Origin of the sequence: Dokdonia sp. Hel_I_63 (assembly GCF_007827285.1) — a bacterium.
Taxonomy (GTDB): domain Bacteria; phylum Bacteroidota; class Bacteroidia; order Flavobacteriales; family Flavobacteriaceae; genus Dokdonia.
The window spans coordinates 2,862,826-2,886,396 of the sequence record NZ_VISD01000001.1; the positions used below are offsets into that span (position 1 = coordinate 2,862,826).

Sequence of the window (23,571 nt, forward strand, 5' to 3'; positions counted from 1 at the left end):
ACTATTTTCTTTGGGCTTCTACCCTTGTCAAATTTCAAAAGGATTTACTAGCTTCGTAATGATTAAAAATAACCTCATGATGAATATAAAATCTCTAGTTGCACTACTTCTTGTTATTCTTTCAGTTTCAAGTTGTAAGGAGCAAGAAACGGCGCTTACACAAGTTGATACCCAAGAAAAAAATCCTTTTTTCTGGGAAGCTGCAAATATGTATTTCTTGCTCACAGATCGCTTTAATAACGGTGATACAAGTAATGATGTCAACTTTGAGAGAACTCAAGACGCTGCCGTGTTAAGAGATTTTATGGGTGGTGATATCAAAGGAATCACACAGAAGATAGAAGACGGTTATTTTACAGATCTTGGGATCAACGCTATCTGGTTTACTCCAGTAGTAGAGCAAGTACATGGAGCAGTAGATGAAGGAACTGGTGTTACTTATGGTTATCACGGTTACTGGACTAAGGACTGGACTTCACTAGACCCTAACTTTGGCACGAGAGAGGACTTACAATCATTAGTAAGTGCAGCGCATCAAAAGGATATACGCATTGTTATGGATGTGGTACTTAATCACACAGGTCCAGTTACAGAAAAAGATCCATTCTGGGGTGAAGACTGGGCAAGAGAAAACCCTAATTGCGCCTTCAGCACTTATGAAAATACTACCGCTTGTAGTCTTGTAGAAAACCTTCCAGACATCCTTACCGAGAGTGATCAAGAAGTTGCACTTCCAGCTACACTAGTTGCAAAGTGGAAGTCTGAAGGACGTTATGATGAGGAAATGGCAGAGCTAGATTCTTATTTCACCACAAATGACCTAAAGAAAACACCACGTAATTACATTATAAAATGGCTTACAGACTACATTAGAGACTTTGGAGTAGATGCTTTTAGAGTAGATACTACAAAACATGTAGATGAGGCCTCATGGGTGGCATTAAGAGCACAAGCTGATAAAGCCTTTGCAGATTATAAAGCAAACAATGAGGATAAAGTGATGGATAATAATGACTTTTTCATGTTTGGAGAAGTTTATAATTACTCTATAGATGGAGGTCGTGCTTATGATTTTGGAGATAAAAAGGTAGATTACTTTGCAAATGGCTTTGATAATCTGATTAATTTCCAATTTAAATATGATGCTCAAGGAAGTTATGAGCAGCTATTTAGTAAGTATGCAGTAATTAAGGATTCCATTTTCAGCGATAAGAGTTTTGTAAACTATGCTACCTCACATGATGATGGACAACCATTTGACAAAGACCGAAACAAAGCTATAGAAACAGGTACTAAGCTTCTACTAACCACCGGGATATCTCAGATCTATTATGGTGATGAAACTGCCAGAGACTTAACGATAGATGGTACAGATGGTGATGCTACCCTACGTAGCTTTATGAACTGGGATAGTATAAATACCGCTCCCACAGATGAAATTCTTGCTCACTGGCAAAAGCTGGGGACTTTTAGAAGAGATCATCCTTCGGTAGGTGCTGGTACTCATAAGATGCTAAGTGCAGCTCCTTATATATTTAAAAGATCATTTAATAAAAATGGTATGACAGATACTGTGGTCGTAGGATTAGACCTCAATATTGGGAAGAAAGATATTGTGGTGGGTAACGCTTTCGCGAAAGCGCAAACTGTCAAGGACACCTACTCAGGACAAGAAGCTAGTATAATCGACGGCAAGATAACTCTTGATACTCCTTACGATATTGTTTTACTAGAAGTTGTACAAGACTAATCATCCAACTGCTGAAGAAATGAAGCCAGCACTTGAGAAATCCCTAACTCCATAGCAGGATTTGTTATGGAGAGCTCGTTTACATCAAAATTTTCTTGAAATGATGGAAAGCTAAAACTCTCTGCGATAATCCCTCCAAAACGAGGCGTTGTACTCTTCATGTACTCAAGCGCAGAAGAAGCTCCTCTCGCTCCAGGAGAAGTACTCACTAATAGAATCTTCTTATTTGCTAAGAAATTCCTATCTGCTCGAGAAAGCCAATCAAGAATATTTTTAAAATAGGCAGATATCATCCCGTTGTGCTCATTTACTCCTATAATAATACCAGAAGCCTCGGCTATCTTATTTTTAATAATCTGAATATCTATTGGAATTCCTCGCTCTTGCTCAAGATCTAAATTATACATAGGAATATCATAATCTAAAAGATGTAAACGCGATGCGGGTTGAGATTGAATTGCATTAATAATATAATCTAGCAACATGCTATTTATAGATGTGTTGCTATTACTTCCGGATAGTGCAATAATTGTTTCCATAGTTTCATAAAAAAAGCCACCCGAAGGTAGCTTTTTTATTAATTATATATTTTCTCAATTATAGGCTCACTGTAAGTGTAGCAATAATTGATGTATTGTCACGGTCTACTGTAGCCTCATTCGTTAATCCTGTGCTGTATAGAGAATTAGTGCGCTCTTGTGAGAATGTATCGTAAGCTACGTCTAATTTTATTTTTCCAAAATTATAACCAATACCTGCAGAGTAACCAGACAAATCACCTACCGTAGTCTCATCTTTAAACGGACTATCTTCATAGCGATAACCACCTCTAAAACTCCATGCTTGAGATCTAATCTCTCCACCTAGTTTATAAGAATTTACTGGTTGCAATAAATTATCTATCGCTGCATTTTGAGCGTTAAAAAAAGAATCGCTTTCTGGTCTAAAACTAAGATTTGTATAATCTTTATAAGAATAATCAAAACTTAATAAACCTTGCTGTCCAAAAAGATATGCCACACTTCCTGTATATTTTCCCGGTGTTTTGATTTCATAATTTTCATAGATATTAGTTACTCTAGGATTAATCACCGTGTTAAATACTCCTGCATCATCAATAGCTGTAGTAGAAACACTTTGATTAGTCTCTTCACTTATAGTTGTCCACGAAGGTGAATCATAGGTAAAGCCAACTCTCAAGTTTTCTCCAGCCTTATAAATACTTCCTAGTTGGAAAGAAAATCCACTACCAGTAGTTCTTAAATTATTTTCAAAACGAATGTCTGTAATATTTGTAAAACCTTCATCTGCTCCTACATTGTTAGATTCAAATAAAACAGTAGACCGGTTATAATCTATAAAATGAGAATTTAAGTTAAGTCCTAAATAAAGATTTTCATCATACTGCGCTCCAATATTGAATGACGCTTTACCACTATAACCCGATGAAGCAAAAATGTACTCCTGGTTATAATTTTCGGCAACTGTATTTACAAAATACTCAGTATTACCAAAATCATTTGAAGCTGGATCCAAAATAAAAGACTGAAATCCTAATAGTGCTTGTTGAGCACCGAAGCCTTCAGTTTCACCAAGAAATTGGTATAAATCCGCTACAGATTCGCCATCAACTGTTTCGAGTAAATCAAGTGGCACTCCTTGTGCAAAGTCACTGAAATAGCTAGAAATAGAATTTGTATTGTTTCCGACAGCTGTATACTGATTATCAAGATTTGATGTTCGATTGTAATTGAAACTAAGAGAAACTTTATTCCACTTAGAATTACCTGAACCACCTATAATAAAAACACCACCAGCCTGATTTATAGACAAATCAGAATCTGAAACGTTTGTAGTGTTACCCAGATACCTTGTATCATTATCATAGTTATCATTAACAATGGTAAGAGAAGCTGTTCCTCTTGTAAAAACTGCGCTAGCTGCAGGGTTATCACCTATTGCACTTAAGTCTCCTCCTAAAGCACCAAAGGCACCTCCCATAGCTCTATAACGAGCTGTTCCGGTTACATTTGATGAAGTATATAAAAGTGCATCAGAAATACTCTGTCCAAAAGATGTTCCTGTGGCCACTAAAGCCGCTATTATAATTAGTTTTTTCATATAAAAAATTTAATACTGTAAACTATATCGCTTATCCTCTACGTCCTCCGCTTCTACCAGAAGATCTTGAAGATGATCCACTACTACTTCTTGATGATGATGATCTAGAAACAGAGCTACTTCTAGATGAAGATCTGCTAGGTGTTGCTGACGGTCTTGATGGCCTAGATGCAGGTCTTGAATAGGTTCCACTTGGTCTAACTGGACGCGAAGGTCTTGATTGAGTTCCAGATGGTCTCGCAGCACTAGGTCTTCCTCTAGTAACACCATCGCGGCTAGCTGAAGTTGGTCTCCCTCTAGTGACACCATCACTGCTGGTAGATGTAGGCCTACCTCTCGTAATACCATCACGACTAGTAGATGTAGGTCTCGCTCCGATTACACGTGTACTTGTCCCTCTATTTCTAGAATATGTATTTCTACTAGTTGATTGTGTTGTTCTTCCAGAAGACGAACGTAAACGCGACCTTGAAGATGAAATAGCATTTACAGCACTACTTCTTCTTCCCGTATTTGAAACAGCTGATCTTCTACCTGCGCTATAAGCTACACGACCACCGTAATTTCTATTATAATTACCATAATAGTGATTATTAAAATTGTTACCGTAGTGAAAGTAGGGACGATTATATGCAAATCCATAACCTGCATAACCAAAAAATGGATTATTAAATCCTCTATGTATGCCATATCCCCATGGTGACCAGAATCCGCCTCCCCAAGCATTTCCATAGAATCCTCCACCCCAACCGTAACCGTAGCCTCCAAAACCTCCCCAGTTATTGAAGCCCCAATAAGGAGCGTTATTGTAAATGTTTATTTCAACATCTTGAGTTTCATCACCCCAAGCTGCATAACCAGTATTCGTTTCAAAACTAGCTCCGTCTACATAAATATCAGTCCCCGCCTCCGAAGAATAGGATTCAATATCAGTAAATACAGCACCATCTTCTTCTAACTCACTGAGCTCTTGAACTCCTTTTTCAAAATAATTTTTGTAAACCTGAGTGTTTGCACCACTAGAAATTTCTTGACCAGAAGCACTAGCTGCATCAGCTTGAGGACTACTGTAAATTCCATCCTCATCATAAAAATTCTGAGAAGAGCTACAACCTATCAAAAATACTGACGTAACAGCCACAAATGACAAATTCTTTGTTGTGCGTATAAGTGAAGTATAAAATTCCATATCGATAGTGTTTTAATTGTTGCTTGATTCAAAAATACCTAATTTCGCTAGGTATTTTTACATTCAAATTAACACAACATTTGTGCCAAAATAAGTTTTATGGGCAAGAACCTCACAAAAAGAAGTGAAGATTATTCTAAATGGTATAATGAATTAGTAGTTCAAGCAGACCTAGCAGAAAACTCAGCAGTGCGCGGCTGTATGGTTATAAAACCATACGGATATGCTATCTGGGAAAAAATGCAAGCAGAGCTTGATCGCATGTTCAAAGAAACAGGACATGAAAATGCATATTTCCCACTATTTGTACCCAAAAGTCTTTTTGAAGCTGAAGAGAAGAATGCAGAGGGCTTTGCAAAGGAATGTGCAGTAGTTACCCACTACAGATTAAAAACAGATCCTGATAATCCTAGCAAGCTTATTGTAGACCCTAATGCAAAATTAGAGGAAGAACTTATCGTTCGTCCTACTAGTGAAGCTATTATATGGAATACATATAAAGGGTGGATTCAATCATATAGAGATCTTCCACTATTAATCAACCAATGGGCAAATGTAGTACGCTGGGAAATGCGAACTCGCTTATTCTTGAGGACTGCCGAATTCTTATGGCAAGAAGGCCACACAGCACATGCTACTAAGCAAGAAGCACTAGTTGAGGCAGAATTGATGAATAACATCTATGCAGAATTTGCTGAGAATTTCTTAGCCATTCCTGTAGTAAAAGGTGTAAAGACAGAGAGTGAACGTTTTGCTGGTGCAGATGAAACCTTTTGTATCGAAGCCCTTATGCAAGATGGAAAAGCGCTACAAGCTGGCACATCTCACTTTTTAGGTCAAAATTTCGCGAAAGCGTTTGATGTAAAATTTACCACAAACCAAGGAAAGCAAGAGCATGTATGGGCTACCTCTTGGGGTGTATCTACACGACTTATGGGAGCTCTTATAATGACGCATAGTGATGACCAAGGACTTGTTTTACCTCCTAACCTCGCTCCTTTCCAGGTGGTGATTGTTCCAATATACAAAGGACAAGAACAACTGGATGCAATATCTCAAGTGGCAAATGAAATTGTACAAGACCTTAAACTGCACGGAGTTTCTGTAAAGTTTGATAATCGCGATACTCATAAACCAGGATGGAAATTTAATGAGTATGAGCTCAAGGGTGTTCCTTTAAGAATAGGAATAGGACCTAAAGACCTTGAGAAACGAACGGTAGAACTTGCAAGAAGAGATACACTGACTAAAGAATTTGTAGCCAAAGAGAATATTGTAGAGACTGTAGTTGACCTATTAAAGGAAATACAAGAAAACCTATACACTAAGGCAAAAAATTACAGAGACACGCATATAACGCCTGTAAATGACTTTGAAGAATTTAAAGAAGTACTAGAGACCAAAGGAGGTTTCTTGAGTGCACATTGGGACGGAACAGAGGAAACAGAAGAGAAAATCAAACAAATAACAAAAGCAACGATAAGATGTATCCCTATGGATGCTGTTGAAGAGGAAGGAAAATGCGTTTTTTCTGGTGCTCCTTCAAATCGTAGAGTACTGTTTGCCAAGGCCTATTAAAAAAAATTTGAAAAAAGTTTCAAATTGGCTTGCAACATCTAGAAATATGTTTATTTTTGCATCCGCAATTTAAACGTTGTTCTAGGCCCGTTCGTCTATCGGCTAGGACGCATGGTTTTCATCCATGTAAGAGGGGTTCGATTCCCCTACGGGCTACACATTTTGAATTAATGAATTCTGAAGGTAACACTTCAGAATTTTTCTGGCCCGTTCGTCTATCGGCTAGGACGCATGGTTTTCATCCATGTAAGAGGGGTTCGATTCCCCTACGGGCTACAATTTTTATAATTACTAGAAAAAACAATAATGGCAAATCACAAGTCAGCTTTAAAGAGAATTAGAAGCAACGAAGCTAAGCGTCTTAGAAATCGTTACCAACACAGAACGACTCGTAACGCGATCAAAAGACTACGCGATATGACTGAGCAGAAAGATGCACAGGCTTTATATCCTGCTGTAGCTTCTATGATTGACAAGTTAGCTAAGCGTAATATCATTCATGATAACAAAGCAGCTAACCTGAAATCTAAGCTTGCAAAGCACGTAGCAGCGCTATAATAGCACTACGATTATGATATACAGAGAACTTCTATATTTCTATAGGGGTTCTTTTGTTATTTAAGAAGTAGATAAGTACAACTTACGCTTTCGCGAAAGCAAAACCTCTCTACTACTTTTACATATTAAGATTAATACCGCAAGAAATTCTTGCAACTGATTAGGCTAACCTCTGACGATGTTCGTGAATGTTGCCCTAACGTAAAACCACTTTAATATCCATAGAAATGGAAGATTTAGTAAAATTCGTACAAGACGAATTCATCCCAAAAAATGATTTCCCAACTTTTTCAGCAGGAGATACAATTACTGTATTTTATGAAATAAAGGAAGGTGAAAAAAGTAGAACACAGTTCTTTAGAGGAGTTGTGATTCAATTAAGAGGAACTGGAAGAACTCAAACATTTACAATCCGTAAAATGTCTGGTACTGTTGGTGTCGAACGTGTATTCCCACTTAACCTTCCTGCTATCCAAAAGATTGAAATAAACAAGAAAGGTATTGTACGTCGTGCACGTATCTTTTACTTTAGAGGTCTTACTGGTAAGAAAGCTCGTATTAAAGAAAGACGTGGCGCTTAAGCTACCACAATATATTATCAAAAAGCTCCATCATAACGATGGAGCTTTTTTTTGGATATATGTTAGAATACAAACATCTTAAAAGAGATAAATATTATACACACATCTACATTCGCATTGGAAGAATACAGATTCACTAATCAAGTAAACTACTGTTGTCATCTTTCGAACTAATTAGAATCTTTCCGTAATAGTTGACAAGAAGTACAAAGTCACTCCCCTTCTCCTCAAACTTAATCTCCCTCCTTAAATACTACACATCAAGCATAGTTATTAGCACTACAGCTTTGTAACACACCTAAATGTCAAGGCCACCTTTATACTTTATATAGCTTCTAAAAAAGCATTATTTATCCCTCTTAATTAATTAAATGAATTCAATGTGTACTTAAATACAATATTCTTAATAATTCTAAGTGCATTCGCACACCTAAGCATTGCAAGTAACCTTAGTGATTTGGTATATTTGCTAGGCTCGACTTACGAGTGATTTTCAAAAGATTTAATAAACAAATACCTTCTAAATGGCGACAGAAAAGACCACTATAAAGTATACACTTACGGATGAAGCTCCTATGCTTGCGACGCATTCATTCCTCCCTATTATAAAACGATTCACCCAGTCTTCTAATATTGACATGGAGCTAGTGGATATTTCTCTAGCTGGTCGTATCGTTGCAAATTTTCCAGACAACCTTACCGAAGATCAAAAACAAGAAGATGCATTGCTTGCGCTAGGAGAACTAGCAAAGCAACCAGAAGCAAATATTATCAAACTTCCAAACATCTCTGCCTCTATACCTCAGCTTACGGCTGCTATAAAGGAATTACAAAGTGATGGATACGATATTCCAGATTTTCCAGAAGAACCAAAAACTGACGAGGAAAAATCTATACGTGCTAGATATGCAAAAGTATTAGGTAGTGCTGTAAACCCAGTATTACGTGAAGGTAACTCAGACCGTAGAGCTCCTAAGCCAGTGAAGCAATATGCGAGAAACAACCCACACAGTATGGGCGCGTGGAGTGCAGATTCTAAAACACATGTTTCTACAATGTCTCATGGAGATTTTAGAAACAATGAAAAATCTGTTACTATTCAAGAAGCTGGAAATGTGCGTATTGAACATGTAGCTGCAGATGGAACTGTTACTGTTCTTAAAGCTAACACACCAGTACTAGCAGAAGAAATTATAGACGCTTCTCTTATGGAGAAGAAAGCTTTAATTTCTTTCCTTGAAGAGCAAGTAGTAGATGCAAAAGAGAAAAACATCCTTTTCTCCCTTCACATGAAGGCGACTATGATGAAGGTTTCTGACCCTAAAATATTTGGACACGCAGTACGTGTGTTTTTTGCACCAGTGTTTGAGAAGTACGGAGCTACTTTTGATAAACTAGGAGTAGATGTAAATAATGGATTTGGAGACTTAGTTTCTAAAATTGACGAATTACCATCGTCAGAAAAAGAAGAAATCCTTGCTGCTATAAAAGATTGTTATGATGCAAGACCAGATCTTGCAATGGTAAATTCTGATAAAGGAATTACAAACCTACACGTTCCTAGTGATGTTATTATTGATGCATCTATGCCAGCAATGATACGTGCATCTGGACAAATGTGGAATGCAGAAGGAAAACAACAAGACACAAAAGCGGTAATTCCAGATAGTAGTTATGCTGGGGTTTTCCAAGAAACTATAGATTTCTGTAAAAAACATGGAGCTTTTGACCCTACAACAATGGGTACTGTTCCTAACGTAGGTCTTATGGCTCAAAAAGCCGAAGAATATGGATCTCACGACAAAACTTTTGAAATACCAGCAGCTGGAGTAGTACGTACAGTAGATGACGCTGGAAATACACTAACAGAACACAAGGTAGAAGAAGGAGATATCTGGAGAATGTGCCAGGTAAAAGATGCTCCTATACGTGACTGGGTTAAACTTGCTGTAAGTCGTGCAAGAGCTACTGGTGTGCCAGCTATATTCTGGTTAGATCAAGAGAGAGCTCATGATGCGCAACTTATCAAGAAAGTAAATCTTTACCTTAAAGATCACGATACTGATGGTCTTGATATACAAATCATGTCTCCTGTACTTGCTACACGTTTCTCTTTAGAACGTATCAAAAATGGACAAGACACTATCTCTGTAACAGGAAATGTACTTCGCGATTATAACACAGATTTATTCCCTATTCTAGAAGTAGGAACTAGTGCAAAGATGCTATCTATCGTTCCTCTTATGAATGGTGGAGGTTTATTTGAAACTGGAGCTGGAGGATCTGCCCCTAAGCATATCCAGCAGTTTCTAGAAGAGGGTCACCTGCGTTGGGATTCTCTTGGAGAATTCTTAGCACTAGCAGTATCTCTAGAGCATGTAGCAACTAGCCGTGGTAACGATCGCGCTCAAGTTCTTGCAGACACGCTAGATGAAGCGACAATTAAATTCTTAGAAAATAGAAAGTCTCCTTCTCGTAAAGTAAACGAGCTAGATAACCGTGGTAGTCACTTTTATCTTGCACTTTACTGGGCACAAGGCCTTGCTGCACAGACTGTAAATACTGACTTAGCTTCAGAGTTTGCACCTATAGCAAAAACTATGGAAGAAAACGAGCATACAATTATTAACGAACTAAATGCCGCACAAGGTGAGCCTCAAAATATAGATGGTTATTACAGCGTAAGCAGTGAGAAAACATTTGCAGCCATGAGACCTAGTGCTACATTTAATGCAATTATTGATTAGATTATAACGCTTTCGCGAAAGCGCACAACATTACTTAAAAGCCTCTTCTAGACAGAAGAGGCTTTCATTTTTTTTAACAAGTTTAATTAAAGAATTGTGGTTAGCTTTACTCAAAACTATAACATGAAAAAGTTCTTTACTTTACTCTTTCTCATAGGGGTTACTCAGCTTTCATTGAGTCAAGAAAAATATACACTAAGTGGCACAATCACCGATAGCTCAAGTAATGAAACGCTCATAGGTGTAAGTATATTATTTCCAGAATTAAGCGATGGCGTAGTGACAAATTCTTATGGATTCTATTCCATAACGCTACCCGAAGGAACCTATCAATTACAAGTAAGCTATCTAGGATTTAAAGATGTAATTGAGACTGTTAATCTTACAAGCGATATACGTCGCAATTTTAAACTAGCACCTTCTGAAGAGCTACTCAATGAGGTTGTCATAGAAGAAAAAGTAGAGCGAGTACGTATACGGAAACCTCAAATGAGTGTAAATGCATTGAGTGCTGCTACTATTAAACAAATTCCCGTAGTACTGGGAGAGGCAGATGTCATTAAAGCGATTTTATTACTACCTGGAGTTACAAGTGCTGGTGAAGGTGCTTCTGGATTTAATGTTCGTGGTGGTGCGGCAGATCAAAATTTAATATTACTTGATGAGGCTACCATATTCAACTCCTCTCATCTCTTCGGATTTTTCTCAGTATTTAATCCTGATGCGATTAAAGATTTAAAGCTATATAAAGGCGGAATCCCCGCACGTTATGGTGGTCGCGTTTCTTCTGTATTAGATATTTATCAAAAAGAAGGAAATAGCAAAAATGTAAAAGTAAGCGGAGGAATAGGCGCTGTAGCGAGTAGATTACTTGTAGAAGGACCTATTGTCAAGGACAAAGCTGCGTTTCTACTAGGAGGAAGAGCATCATATGCTCATTTATTTTTACCCTTATTTGACATAGACAACAAGGCATACTTTTACGACCTCAACACTAAGATTAACTATAATATAAATGACAACAATAGCTTGTACCTCTCTGGATACTTCGGCAGGGACCTCTTTAGTATAGATGATAGTTTTAAAAATGTTTATGGAAATGCCGTAGGAAACTTACGATGGAATCATATTTTTTCTGATAAATTATTTTCTAACGCTTCCCTGATTTATAGCGACTATTATTATGGTTTAGACCTTGACTTTGTAGGCTTTGAGTGGAATTCTGGCATCAATAACATTAACCTCAAGTATGATCTTACTCATTACTTAAATGATAAAATGAAGATTTACTCTGGGATTAATAATCTATACTACACCTTTAATCCTGGTCGCATAAAACCTAATGGCCCAGATTCTGGTATTATAGAAGAACAACTCACAAAGAAGTATGCAAATGAGTTTGCTGCATATGTAGATATCGAACACAAATTATCAAAAGATCTCACCGTTGAGTACGGGCTACGTTATAGTAATTTTACTCGCCTTGGTCAAGATGAGATTAATATATACAGAGATAATCAACCTGTAACTTTTGATCCGTTTTTATTAATTTATAAAAGTGAAGATCCTATTGAAACAGATACTTCACTATCGAGAAGCGATAAGCTAGCTACCTTTAATTCACTAGAACCACGTATTGCTGCATCTTATGCCTTTAATGACGACACCTCTATAAAAGCAAGTTACACACGACTCGTTCAATATCTTCATTTATTATCAAATACAAGCTCCCCTACTCCTCTAGACATTTGGACTCCTAGTGGACAATTTGTACAACCTCAAAAACTAGATCAATATGCTTTGGGATACTTTAAAAACTTTGAAGTAAAAGACACAGAGTACACCCTAGAAACTGAGGCATTTTATAAAAACATAGATGGTAGAGTAGATTATATTGATGGTGCACAACTTATCGCAAATGATGCCATCGAGCAAGTGGTATTACAAGGCGAAGCAAGAGCTTATGGACTAGAGTTTTTATTAAGAAAAAATGATGGTGACCTCAAAGGATTTATTGCTTACACGCTCTCAAAATCTGAGCAACGTACTCCTGGCAGAAACGAGAATGAGTTGGGTATCAATAGAGGGCAGTGGTATAACACTCCTTATGACAAAACTCATGACATCTCCATGAATCTAAGCTATGAGCTCAGTAAGAAGTGGAAATTTGGCAGTAACTTTCTTTTTCAAACAGGACAGCCTACAAATTTTCCTGTAGGACAATTTGAGTTTCAAGGAATAGTAATCCCAACATATGGTCCTCGCAATGAACAACGATTGCCATCTTACCATAGACTAGACTTAAGCGCAACACTAACTCCTAGTGCAAATGAAGGTCGCTCATGGAAATCCGAGTGGATTTTTAGTCTTTATAATGCCTATAATCGTCGAAATGCTGCTTCAATTAACTTTAGGCAAAATGCAGAAACTGGAAACAATGAAGCTATTAGAACTTCTATTTTTGGGGCAATACCGGCAGTAACTTATAATTTCAAATTTTAAGAATATGAAATATTTATTTTCCATACTTGTACTGCTTTTCATCGCTACTTCTTGTGAAGATGTAGTAGATGTAGATCTTAACAATGAAGCACCAAGACTTATAGTAGATGCACTTATTAGAATTGATACAGCACAAAATCTAACAGATGCAACCATTAAGGTTTCTTTATCATCTTCATTTTTTGGAGCTATTGAGCCTGCCTCAATAGAAAATCTAGAATTAAGAAAAGAAGACGATGGTAGTAGTGTTCCCTATGAAGCTATTCCTGGGTCACCTGGAATGTATCGCCCTTTCAGCACGACAACTTCTCCTGTATCAGACAATAAAATTGTAACTAACTGGCTCGTAGATGATAGTGAGTTTCTATTATATGTAACTTATCAAGATCAGCTATACCTAGCTAGAACTTCATTTGCGCCTTCGTCTCCTATTGATTCTGTCACTCAGGGTGATGGAGGACTCTTTGATGAAGATGATAAAGAAGTGATTGTGGCATTTACAGATATCGAAGCTCAAGAAAACTATTATCTTTTTGACTTCGGGTTCAATGAATTCTTACCTACAGAGGATCGATTTTATGAGGGACAACAATTTGAGTTCTCTTATTTTTATGATGCAGAAGATACAGGTATTGCAACGGGAGACGAAGTAAACATTAGTATTCTAGGAGCTACAGAAGACTTTTTCAACTACATGAACGGACTTGTAGAACAGAGTCAGCAGGGAGATAATGGACCTTTTCAAACTCCTACCGCCACCGTAAGAGGAAACTTTCTCAATGTGAGTGACATAGATAATATAGACCAGTTTGATAACGTAAATAGACCAGATGCTTTTATCTTAGGCTACTTCTCGTTATCACAAGAATTTACAACTAGCTTCGTTATTGAAGAGTAATTTTCTTTTTACGCTTTCGCGAAAGCGTACTAATAACATACATCTACATTTTATTTTATTACTTGATTACCTACATTAGCCTTTATGATTAAAAGTATCTTATCCTTTATATTATTTATAGTTACAACCACGCTTCTATTCTCACAGCAAGATATACCTCAAGACTATTTTGTTAATCCGCTGGACGGGCAGCTTGTTCTTGCTGGAAGTTTTGGAGAGTTGAGAAGTAATCACTTTCATAGTGGTTTAGATTTAAAAACACAAAGAAGAGAAGGACTTCCAGTTTATGCATCTGCGGCTGGTACGGTTACACGCATTAAGATATCGCACTACGGTTATGGGAAGGCCATTTATGTTACTCATCCTAATGGATACACTACCGTTTACGGGCACCTGCAGAAATTCTGTGATGAGATAGAAGAATTTGTAAAAAATGCACAGTATAAGAAAGAAAGCTTTGAGATAGAGCTTTTTCCTAAAAAAGGCGAACTAGAAATAGGTCAAGGTGAGATTCTAGCATATAGTGGTAACACTGGAAGCAGCGGCGGACCGCATTTACATTTTGAAATAAGAGATGCAAATGAACGCCCTATGAATCCGTTTTTATTTGGACTTACAGCAAAAGACACACGTAAACCTACTATTAATGAGCTCCGCGCGTATCCTGTAGGAGAAAATGCATCCATTAATCAAAATGCGAATCCAGTGTCTGTGAGACTCACACAGAAGCCTGATGGAAGCTACCTTGCCGAAAATCTCAATGCACATGGAGAAATAGGTTTTGCAATAGGTACCATAGACCAACAAGATCTAGCAAATAATAAAAATGGCATATATGCTATTACCACAGCTGTTAATGGTCAAGAAAACTTTGAAGTAACTATGGATAAATTTTCATTTGCAGAGACTCGCTATCTCAACCGAATGATTGATTACAGTCTATATAAAGACAAGCGTAAACGTGTTCAAAAATTATTTATAGAAAAAAACAATCCTTTGAGCATCTACACTAAGCAAGTGGATAATGGTGTGCTGAATATAATAGATAGCCTCTCTTATCAATATCAAATAAATGTGCGTGACTATGCAGGTAATAACGTAATCATTAATGTACCTATCACTGGTAAAAAAGGAACGATAACACCTGCTGACAAAAGTGAAATAGAAGATTATGTCTATAGTAATCAAGGATATACGTATAATGACGGCAAATTTGAAGTGTATATACCAAAAGGAGCGTTATACGAAGACACTTTTCTCAACTTAAAAACAGAAGGGGATAAACTTACACTGCACGAAGATTTAATCCCAGTGCATAAGAATATTGCTATCTCTTATGACTTGTCTAGTTACAATGAAGAAGACCGAGATAAGCTATATTTAGGTAGAATAGGATACAAAGGAGACGTTTATTATAGCAATACAAGAATTAAAGATAATAAGCTACAGATAAGCACTCGTATATTAGGCGACTATACAATAGGAAAAGATACGGATTCACCAATCGTAAAAGCTGTAAATATTACAAAGGGAAAATGGATGTCAAAATACAGATATCTCAAGTTTGAAATAACAGATCTTACTAGCGGCATTAAAGGCTATAGGGCTACTGTAAATGGCAAGTACATTCTACTCGAGTATGACCCAAAAACTAAACTTCTTACTCATGACTTTAATGACAAGGTGATAACAGACACAGAAAACAACTTAAAACTGATTGTAACTGACAATGTGGGAAATAACACTACATTTGAAACTACTTTCTTTAGAAAATCTGCCTTTTGAAAAACAACTACCTACTCCTACTCATTACGTTACTAGTCACAACTGCTAGCAGTCTAGCGCAAACCGCAACTTTACGCGGTATTGTGGTTGATGATAGAAACACTCCAGTTCCTGGGGTTTCTGTGTCTTATGGAACGAATGGAACAACTACAAATGATAATGGTTTTTACTTACTTGAAATACCTTCTGGTGAGAAAGTAACTATAAACTTTACCTATGTAGGTTTTAAAAAAATAGCACAACCTTTTAACCTCTCTCCTAATGCTGAAGTGGAGTTTAACCCAGTGTTAAGCGCAGACGTAGAACAACTAGGAACAGTAATTATAACCGCAACAACACAACAACGCGTTGAGGGTGTTGTGACGATATCGCCTGAAGTTATTAGAAAAACTCCAGGCGCAAACGCTGGAGTAGAAAACTTATTAAAATCCTTACCTGGCGTAAGTAACAATAACGAGTTGAGCACACAATATTCTGTACGTGGGGGAAACTTTGACGAGAACCTTGTATATGTAAATGAGATTGAAGTATACAGACCTTTCTTAATAAGGTCTGGGCAACAAGAAGGATTGAGTTTTGTAAACAGTGATCTTGTTCAAAACGTGGCTTTTAGTGCTGGAGGGTTTCAAGCCAAATATGGAGACAAATTGTCCTCGGTTTTAGATATAAGCTATAGGAGACCTACAGGTTTTGCCGCTAGTGTAGACGCAAGCTTACTAGGTGGAAGTATCTCTGGTGAGGGAATAACAAAAGACGGACGTTTTACAGCACTCACAGGGGTGCGTTACAGAGACAACAGCATGCTTGTAGATGCAAAGCAGATAGAAACAAATTTTAGACCTCGCTTTTTTGATGCGCAGACCTTTTTAACCTATAAGTTTTCAAATAAATTCCAATTGGACTTTCTTGGAAATATTGCTGTAAACAAATATGATTATGAGCCACTTACAAGACAGACTAATTTTGGAACTTTAGCAGATCCTTTAGCACTTGTTGTTTTTTATGAAGGCCAAGAAAAAGATAAGTATGAGACATACTTTGGAGCCTTAAAAGGAACTTACGAGCTTAATGAGCATACTACATTAAAGCTATTAGGCTCTGCATATCACACACAAGAGCAAGAGTATTTTGACATTTTTGCAAATTATCGCTTAGGACGTCCTAACACAAATATAGGGGATGAAAATCTAGGAGATGTAGAATTCACTCAAGGTATAGGGTCTCAACTTACCCATGCCCGTAATGATCTTGATGCGCTTTTTATTAACCTAGAGCACAAAGGAACCTACTTAAAAAACGATGATCAGCTAGATTGGGGAATTAAATATACTAGAGAAGATATACGTGACCGCCTCGAGGAATATGAAGTAATAGATTCGGCTGGCTTTTCAATTAGACCTCCCATAGGAGATTTTATAAACCAGCAACCTTACGAAGCTTTTGACGCTCTTCTTGAACCCTTTACAAATATAAGAGCACGCAACAATGTACAAATAGACCGCATCTCTGCTTATGGTCAATATAGCAAGCGCACGAACTGGGGCAATAATGAAGTTTGGATTAATGCAGGAGTACGGGCACATCAATGGACAGTAAGTGGTGAAGCCATAGAAAGTAATACACAAACCATTATCAGCCCTAGAGCTCAAATTAGCTTAAAACCAGGCGGAAGTGAGGATATGATTTTTAGACTCTCAGGAGGGCTTTATGCACAACCACCGCTCTATCGTGAATTAAGAGATTCACTAGGTCAAGTACGCCCAGAAGTAAAAGCTCAAAAATCTTATCATATTGTAGCTGGACACGATTGGAGCTTTAATATGTGGGAACGTCCTTTTAAATTAGTTACAGAAGCTTACTATAAAGGTCTTACAGACGTAAATCCATATACGTTAGAAAATGTACGTATACGATATAGAGCTACTAATAATGCTACTGCTCGATCGTACGGACTGGATACAAGACTGAATGGAGAGTTTGTGCCAGGAACTGAAAGTTGGATAAGTCTGGGTATATTACGCACAGAAGAAAATATAGATAATCAAGGCTATATACCTCGACCAACAGACCAACGATTAAAGGTTGCTTTCTTATTTCAAGATTATGCTCCTAGTATTCCAAATCTAAAATTATATATCAATATGGTATATCAAACAGGATTACCAGGAGGATCTCCAAGTTATGCAGACCCATATCAATTTGCAGAGCTACCGAGATTACGAGATTACTTTAGATCAGACATAGGTATAAACTATGTCATCACAGATGCAACAAAACCGTACCCAAAAGGACACTGGTTATACGTATTTAAAGATCTAACAGCAGGATTTGAAATCTATAATATATTTGATAGACAAAACTCGATTACAAATACCTTCGTAAGAGATGCTAGTACGAGGCAACAATTTGCAATCCCTAATTTTCTATCACCTAGAGTATTTAATGTAAGAATGTCTGCAAACTTCTAAATTAGGCAGCAACGCCTTCTAGAAATTCTTTTAAGATTTCTATTACATAATCAACCTCTTCTTTGTTGTTATATTTTGAGAATGAAAAACGCACACTAGGCTTTCCTAAATCTTCTCCCGATAGTATTTCTTGTAACACATGCGATCCCTTGTCACTACCACTTTGACAAGCACTCCCTTTTGAACAAGAAATACCTTTCATATCTAGTTGAAATAATAGTAACAGTGCCTTTTCTGAGGCTATCGGTAAACAAACGTTAAGTAAGGTGTACGTACTTTTTTCAGGATTAGAACAATTACCGTTAAGCTTAGCTTCAGGTATTTCTTGTTGTAGCCTTTCGGCGAAATAGTCTTTTATACCCTTCACATAAGCGCTTTCCTCTTCAAGATTTTTATAAGCATACTCCATTGCTGTTTCTAATCCTGCAATATTATGAACTCCTTCTGTTCCAGCTCTTAATCCTCTTTCTTGCGAACCCCCATAAATTAAAGGTCGTAGGCCGCTATTTTTTCTCACAAAGGCAAACCCTACTCCTTTAGGACCGTGAAATTTATGAGCAGCTGCGGCAATGTAATCTACAGGTATCTTCTGTAGGTCTATATTATAATGACCTATACTTTGTACCATGTCACTATGCACTAATGCTCCATATGATTTACACATAGTCGCCACAGCTTCTATATCAATCATATTACCTACTTCATTATTAACATGCATTAAGCTCACAAGCGTTTTCTCTTCACTCGATCTTAGCATTTCTTCTAGATGCTTCTCATCTGGTGTCCCGCAGTTCTTGAGGTTTACGTATTCTAATTTGATATTGTTAGTACGTGCTGCCTCTTCGGCTGCATGTAGGACTGCATGGTGCTCTATGCGTGAAGTGATTATGCGCTGTACGCCTAAATCACGGGCTGCGCTATTGATTACTAGGTTATCTGCCTCTGTACCCCCAGAAGTAAAAAATATTTCTCCGGCAGATACATTTAAAATTTTGGCCACTGTCTTACGCGCATTTTCTACAATACTTTTAGCACTGCGACCTACAGCATGTGTAGAGGATGGATTTCCAAATACATCACGCATTACTTGCATAATGCGGTCAAGTACTTCTTCTCTAATTTGCGTGGTTGCTGCGTTATCAAAATAAACCTTAGACATAAGCGTTATTCATTAGGGATTTGCGTACAAAAATAATCAAAATAACTCGAGACGAGTCCAAGTGCGTATTTTTTGGTTGTATGTAACTACAGAACTTTTACAGCAAAAAAATAGTTATTATAGTTGACTTGTTCTCTAGTAAATAACATTTTCGCGAAAGCGTATTTCAATCACTTTGCCCTATTTTTGCACTAAACATTATAACTATGAAGAAGCTCACGCTTTTACTTGCTCTTATTTTTTTTATCGTATCATGTGACGATGGCGATGTTATTGTTACCCAATTAGATTTTGACGATGTTGAGTTACAATTATGTGAGAATGTTGGTAATGTTTCTAATTATGTATTTTACAAAACAAAGTCTAGTACTAATGAAGCACTTGCTTTACAATTTGAGACAGATGAACCTATATTTACCGAAGTAAACACTTCTTATTCTGTTTTACTTTCTGGCACAGACCAATACTCATATCGTGTCTTTAATGGTGATCCCAGCAACTATTTCTGCAATGCGATACCTCCTACGAGCCCTGTGGTTCAAGAAGAATTTATTAGTACAGACGGACTTGTAGAGATTTTTACTAGAGGTACAGAAAGTGATGCAGATTTTATTCCTACAGAAATAGAAGATCCTACACTTTTACTAGACACAGATCTCGACGGTATACTTGATTATTTAGACTTTGACGATGATGGAGATAATGTACCTACAAGACTAGAAGGTGTAGTCCTTAACGAGGATGAAACAGCAATAGATCTTGAATTATCTCGAGATACAGATGGAGATATGATACCTGATTATCTTGATGACGATGATGATGGCGATGGGATTCTTACAAGGAATGAAGATCTGGACAGAGACTTAAATCCTAATAACGATAAATCTGACCTTGATTTTCCTACAGTACCAGATTATTTAAATCCAGAAGTTGCCGTAGAAACTATTGTAAATGTTTACAGAGAACACGAATACTTTATAACAGATTTGACACTTGACATCACGATTACTAATACGGTACTCGTAAATCCAGTTAATCAGGAGGAATTGAGAGATCAGACACTACAACTGCTAGGCACTTATTCTTCAAGTGATGTATCTGTAACTGTTACACCAGAGTTTAATTAGTCGCTACATTTTGGTATATATAAACTTCGGTTGCTCCTGCACCATACTTCTGAAAATCTGCATCATAAAACCTTAGATTATCATACCTACGGAGTAGCGTATATAGCTCTTCACGAAGTACTCCTTCGCCTACCCCATGTATAAAAACCATTTTAGAAATGCGCTTTTTAATAGCAAATTCTAGTTGTCTAGAAGCGGTGTCGAGTTGAATAGTGAGAATCTCATAATTACTCATCCCACGCTGTCTATCTACTAACTTATGGATATGCAAGTCCACCTCAAACATAGGAGCATTACGTTCCTTAGGGTTTACCTTTATTACTTTCTTTCTTTTTGCCTCTTCTTTTTCTGAAATTACGGCATCTGGCACTACAGAAAGTGCCGCTCTCATACTCTTGGAAACAGCGGGAATTAGTTCGCTTTCGCGAAAATAGGATATGAATCCATCTACATCTTCTACAGAAACCTCACCATTTTCTATAAGCACTACAACACCCTCAAAATCATCATCTAACGCTTGTACTTGATCTCCTAATTTCATAGATTTGTAATAATTTAGGTTATTAGTCAGTAAAAATATACAATGTATCGAAAAGTGAGCAGAAAAATCTACTACTTGCTATACCCTATTTACAATTGATTAAGTTTGACCCCAAGTTATAACTCAGTGTAAAGTTTAAATTATGAAAAATCTACTTCTTGTAGCAGCACTTAGCCTAGGATTCTCTGCTCATGCACAACTTTTTGTGAAGCCCACAGATGCAAACACTGCTTCCTACGTATTTGTAAATGATACTTTCATTTATGTTGAAAATGATGTTGAATTAGAATCTAATAGAAGTCTAACAGCTACAACGGATAACGGAATACCTAATATTGTTTTAAGAAACAATGCTCAAATTTTACAAGGAGAAGGAACCATAAGCAAGAATAACAAAGGAACGGGAGAGATATCTATATATCAAGAAGGAACTGTAAACAATTTTGATTACAATGTATGGGGTTCACCCGTGGGCTTATCAAGAGTTGAAGGTGGCGGAGGCTTTGCAGAACCTGCAAGAGGCGAAGGTAATGGTCCTTTTGCATTTAAAAGCACAAACACAGCTGCGCAAGTTCTATTCAAACCTACAAGCGTTACACTAAGTAACCCTGCATTTGCAATAGGAGGTTACGACGGTAATCAGAATTCGGGATCTTTAAATATTGCTAGTTATTGGATCTGGGCATATAAATCTGGAGAAAACTACGGAGATTGGATACATATTTCTAATACTCAAATATTAGAGCCAGGATACGGTTTTACTATGAAAGGCATTGCCGATACTGACAATACAACGATATCAACTGAAGTGAATCAACCAGAGAATAATCCAGGTAGCTCACAAAGATATGATTTTAGGGGACGTCCTAATAGTGGGGATATTCAAATTGCTGTTGGTCCCGATAAGCAGACGCAAGTAGGAAATCCTTATCCATCTGCTTTAGATTTAAACCATTTTTTAATTAAAAACTCAAGAGGTGAAAGTGAACCAAATTCATATGCATACTCATATACATCACCATATTCTGGAGAAGTAATCAATAAGACTATAGATAGAAAAAGAGTGACTACTGGTGTTGCTTATTTTTGGGATAGTGATCCACTAGTTGGTTCTCACTACCTAGTAGACTATAAAGGAGGTTATGGAACCTATTCTCCAATGGGAGTAATAGATGGAGATGGCATCTATGTGAATGCGACGTTTCTAACTTATGATATTACTGGTGAATCAACTGGTCCGGCAGATACAGATGGAACATCATTATCTTATGATAGAAGATTTTCTCCTGTGGGACAAGGTTTCATGGTAACTGGAGCAACTAATCAAGATATGAATGGCACAGTGCCTGAAGACATCACCTTTAGCAATGAGCAAAGGGTCTTTGTACGTGAAGGAGATAACTCAGATTTTAGATCTGCTCAAAGTTCAAATAATGATATTATATCAGCACATGGTGTTGCCAATTATTATGAAAACATTGGCGACCTAAGAAAACCTTCACATATTAAATTTTATGCAGGAATTAATGACACGTATTCAAGAGAAATGAGTATTGCATTTCTAGATGAAGCAACTGATGGTTATGACACCGCGATGGATGCGCAAACTATTAGTGAAATTGCGTCAGATGTAGGGTTCAAAATTGATGGAAAGAGCAACTACGTAATCAATGCTGTACCAAAAGATGAATATCAATGGATTCCTTTATCTATAAAGGCTTCTGGACCTACAGAGTTTAAGTTTGCAGTGCACTACACAGAAGCCTTTGAGTATAACGATGTTTTCTTAGTTGATATGGAAACAGAAGCATATCATTCTATACTTGGTGAAGAGGTTCTTATGATGCTTGAGGATGGCATTTATGATGATCGCTTCTTTATTCGTTTTACAACATCAGAGGCGCAGGAAGAGGAAGAAGAAACAACTGAAGAGGAAACCACAGATAATACTGATGTAGCAGATCAAACTGTTGACATAGCGGTAAACGAACAAGATCCATTTATTGAAGAGAGCGTTCTTGAATCTTTTACTATTATACAGAACAACATTAACAACCAACTTGAAATTTATAACCCAAATAACATTGTTGTTGAGGATGTAACGTTATTTGATCTATCTGGAAAAAAGATTTTTAATGAGATAAACTTAGGTGGCCAGAGTGAATATACTTTTACTACAAGAAACTTGGCAACAGGAATATATGTAGTTAAATTTACAACTCGCGACGGACTTACAAAAGGACGTAAAATTAGCATCGTAAATTAAAATATTATATGGATGAATACATGTTGCCCTGCCTGAACAAGAAATATTTAGGTTTTGAATGCATGGGCTGCGGTATTCAAAGATCCATTTCTCTCCTTTTCAAAGGAGAATTTATAGAAGCATTTTACATGTACCCAGCAATCTATCCTTTGATAGCATTGCTGGGTTTTTTAATGCTCAACCAGTTTACAAATTTAAAATTTGCAAATAAAGGTGTAATATTTTTAGCTATATTGACGGTCGCTACTATCATTATTAGCTACACAATAAAAATGACTAACTAATCAATTAACTAAACATC

The 23,571-nt window shown here is 37.0% G+C and carries 17 protein-coding genes and 2 tRNA genes; 14 read left to right on the forward strand and 5 right to left on the reverse strand.

Annotation, left to right across the window (positions count from 1 at the left end; all coding sequences use genetic code 11):
- Positions 1-79: 79 nt before the first annotated feature.
- Positions 80-1,750, forward strand: coding sequence for an alpha-amylase family glycosyl hydrolase (locus JM84_RS12535; RefSeq protein WP_144785209.1), 1,671 nt, complete (start codon positions 80-82; stop codon positions 1,748-1,750).
- Here JM84_RS12535 and JM84_RS12540 read toward each other — a convergent pair.
- From JM84_RS12540 to JM84_RS15410, 3 genes are read right to left on the reverse strand one after another with little or no spacing between them, the layout of a single operon-like run.
- Entirely contained in the window at positions 1,747-2,289 is a 543-nt protein-coding gene (locus JM84_RS12540; RefSeq protein WP_144784625.1) for an NADPH-dependent FMN reductase, read from the reverse strand. The two genes, JM84_RS12535 and JM84_RS12540, sit on opposite strands and share 4 nt — an antisense overlap.
- Positions 2,290-2,347: 58 nt before the next feature.
- Positions 2,348-3,871 carry an outer membrane protein transport protein gene (locus tag JM84_RS12545; RefSeq protein ID WP_013751626.1) on the reverse strand — a complete coding sequence of 508 codons (1,524 nt, stop codon included), beginning with the start codon at positions 3,869-3,871 and terminating at the stop codon, positions 2,348-2,350.
- 31 nt (positions 3,872-3,902) lie between these two features.
- On the reverse strand, positions 3,903-5,060 hold the full coding sequence (locus JM84_RS15410; protein ID WP_013751625.1) for a hypothetical protein: 1,158 nt from the start codon (positions 5,058-5,060) through the stop codon (positions 3,903-3,905).
- Between the two features lie 99 nt (positions 5,061-5,159).
- Between JM84_RS15410 and proS the strand changes: the two genes are divergently transcribed.
- The 10 genes from proS to JM84_RS12600 all read left to right on the forward strand — a co-directional run bounded on the left by proS (position 5,160) and on the right by JM84_RS12600 (position 18,177).
- Entirely contained in the window at positions 5,160-6,638 is a 1,479-nt protein-coding gene (gene proS, locus JM84_RS12555) for a proline--tRNA ligase (RefSeq protein WP_144784627.1), read from the forward strand.
- An 84-nt stretch (positions 6,639-6,722) separates the two neighbouring features.
- Positions 6,723-6,794, forward strand: a tRNA-Glu gene (locus JM84_RS12560).
- Between the two features lie 48 nt (positions 6,795-6,842).
- Positions 6,843-6,914: transfer RNA gene (locus JM84_RS12565), tRNA-Glu, on the forward strand.
- A 30-nt stretch (positions 6,915-6,944) separates the two neighbouring features.
- Complete coding sequence (gene rpsT, locus JM84_RS12570; RefSeq protein WP_013751623.1) at positions 6,945-7,196, forward strand: 30S ribosomal protein S20; 252 nt, start codon at positions 6,945-6,947, stop codon at positions 7,194-7,196.
- Positions 7,197-7,423: 227 nt separating this feature from the next.
- Positions 7,424-7,777 carry a 50S ribosomal protein L19 gene (rplS, locus tag JM84_RS12575; protein ID WP_013751622.1) on the forward strand — a complete coding sequence of 118 codons (354 nt, stop codon included), beginning with the start codon at positions 7,424-7,426 and terminating at the stop codon, positions 7,775-7,777.
- Between the two features lie 524 nt (positions 7,778-8,301).
- Positions 8,302-10,524, forward strand: coding sequence for an NADP-dependent isocitrate dehydrogenase (locus JM84_RS12580; protein ID WP_013751621.1), 2,223 nt, complete (start codon positions 8,302-8,304; stop codon positions 10,522-10,524).
- A 123-nt stretch (positions 10,525-10,647) separates the two neighbouring features.
- Positions 10,648-13,026, forward strand: coding sequence for a TonB-dependent receptor (locus JM84_RS12585; protein ID WP_013751620.1), 2,379 nt, complete (start codon positions 10,648-10,650; stop codon positions 13,024-13,026).
- 4 nt (positions 13,027-13,030) lie between these two features.
- Complete coding sequence (locus tag JM84_RS12590; RefSeq protein ID WP_013751619.1) at positions 13,031-13,924, forward strand: DUF4249 family protein; 894 nt, start codon at positions 13,031-13,033, stop codon at positions 13,922-13,924.
- A gap of 84 nt (positions 13,925-14,008) precedes the next feature.
- Positions 14,009-15,709 carry a M23 family metallopeptidase gene (locus JM84_RS12595; protein ID WP_013751618.1) on the forward strand — a complete coding sequence of 567 codons (1,701 nt, stop codon included), beginning with the start codon at positions 14,009-14,011 and terminating at the stop codon, positions 15,707-15,709.
- Positions 15,706-18,177, forward strand: a complete 2,472-nt coding sequence (locus tag JM84_RS12600) for a carboxypeptidase-like regulatory domain-containing protein (RefSeq protein ID WP_144784630.1) — start codon at positions 15,706-15,708, stop codon at positions 18,175-18,177. The genes JM84_RS12595 and JM84_RS12600 overlap by 4 nt, the downstream gene beginning before the upstream one ends.
- Before the next feature lies 1 nt (position 18,178).
- Here the strand turns inward: JM84_RS12600 and JM84_RS12605 are convergent, their stop codons facing one another.
- Positions 18,179-19,336, reverse strand: coding sequence for a cysteine desulfurase family protein (locus JM84_RS12605; RefSeq protein ID WP_144784633.1), 1,158 nt, complete (start codon positions 19,334-19,336; stop codon positions 18,179-18,181).
- Positions 19,337-19,542: 206 nt separating this feature from the next.
- Here JM84_RS12605 and JM84_RS12610 point away from each other — a divergent pair, with 206 nt between their 5' ends.
- A complete protein-coding gene (locus tag JM84_RS12610) occupies positions 19,543-20,463 on the forward strand; it encodes a hypothetical protein (protein WP_013751615.1) in 921 nt (306 codons plus the stop codon).
- Here the strand turns inward: JM84_RS12610 and JM84_RS12615 are convergent.
- Positions 20,456-21,004 carry a Smr/MutS family protein gene (locus JM84_RS12615; RefSeq protein WP_013751614.1) on the reverse strand — a complete coding sequence of 183 codons (549 nt, stop codon included), beginning with the start codon at positions 21,002-21,004 and terminating at the stop codon, positions 20,456-20,458. The two genes, JM84_RS12610 and JM84_RS12615, sit on opposite strands and share 8 nt — an antisense overlap.
- A 142-nt stretch (positions 21,005-21,146) precedes the next feature.
- Here JM84_RS12615 and JM84_RS12620 point away from each other — a divergent pair, with 142 nt between their 5' ends.
- Both JM84_RS12620 and JM84_RS12625 read left to right on the forward strand, forming a co-directional pair.
- A complete protein-coding gene (locus JM84_RS12620) occupies positions 21,147-23,270 on the forward strand; it encodes a T9SS type A sorting domain-containing protein (RefSeq protein ID WP_144784635.1) in 2,124 nt (707 codons plus the stop codon).
- 8 nt (positions 23,271-23,278) lie between these two features.
- The gene (locus tag JM84_RS12625) at positions 23,279-23,554 is read left to right on the forward strand and encodes a DUF2752 domain-containing protein (RefSeq protein ID WP_013751612.1); all 276 of its coding nucleotides are present in this window, start codon (positions 23,279-23,281) and stop codon (positions 23,552-23,554) included.
- The last annotated feature ends 17 nt before the right edge of the window (positions 23,555-23,571 follow it).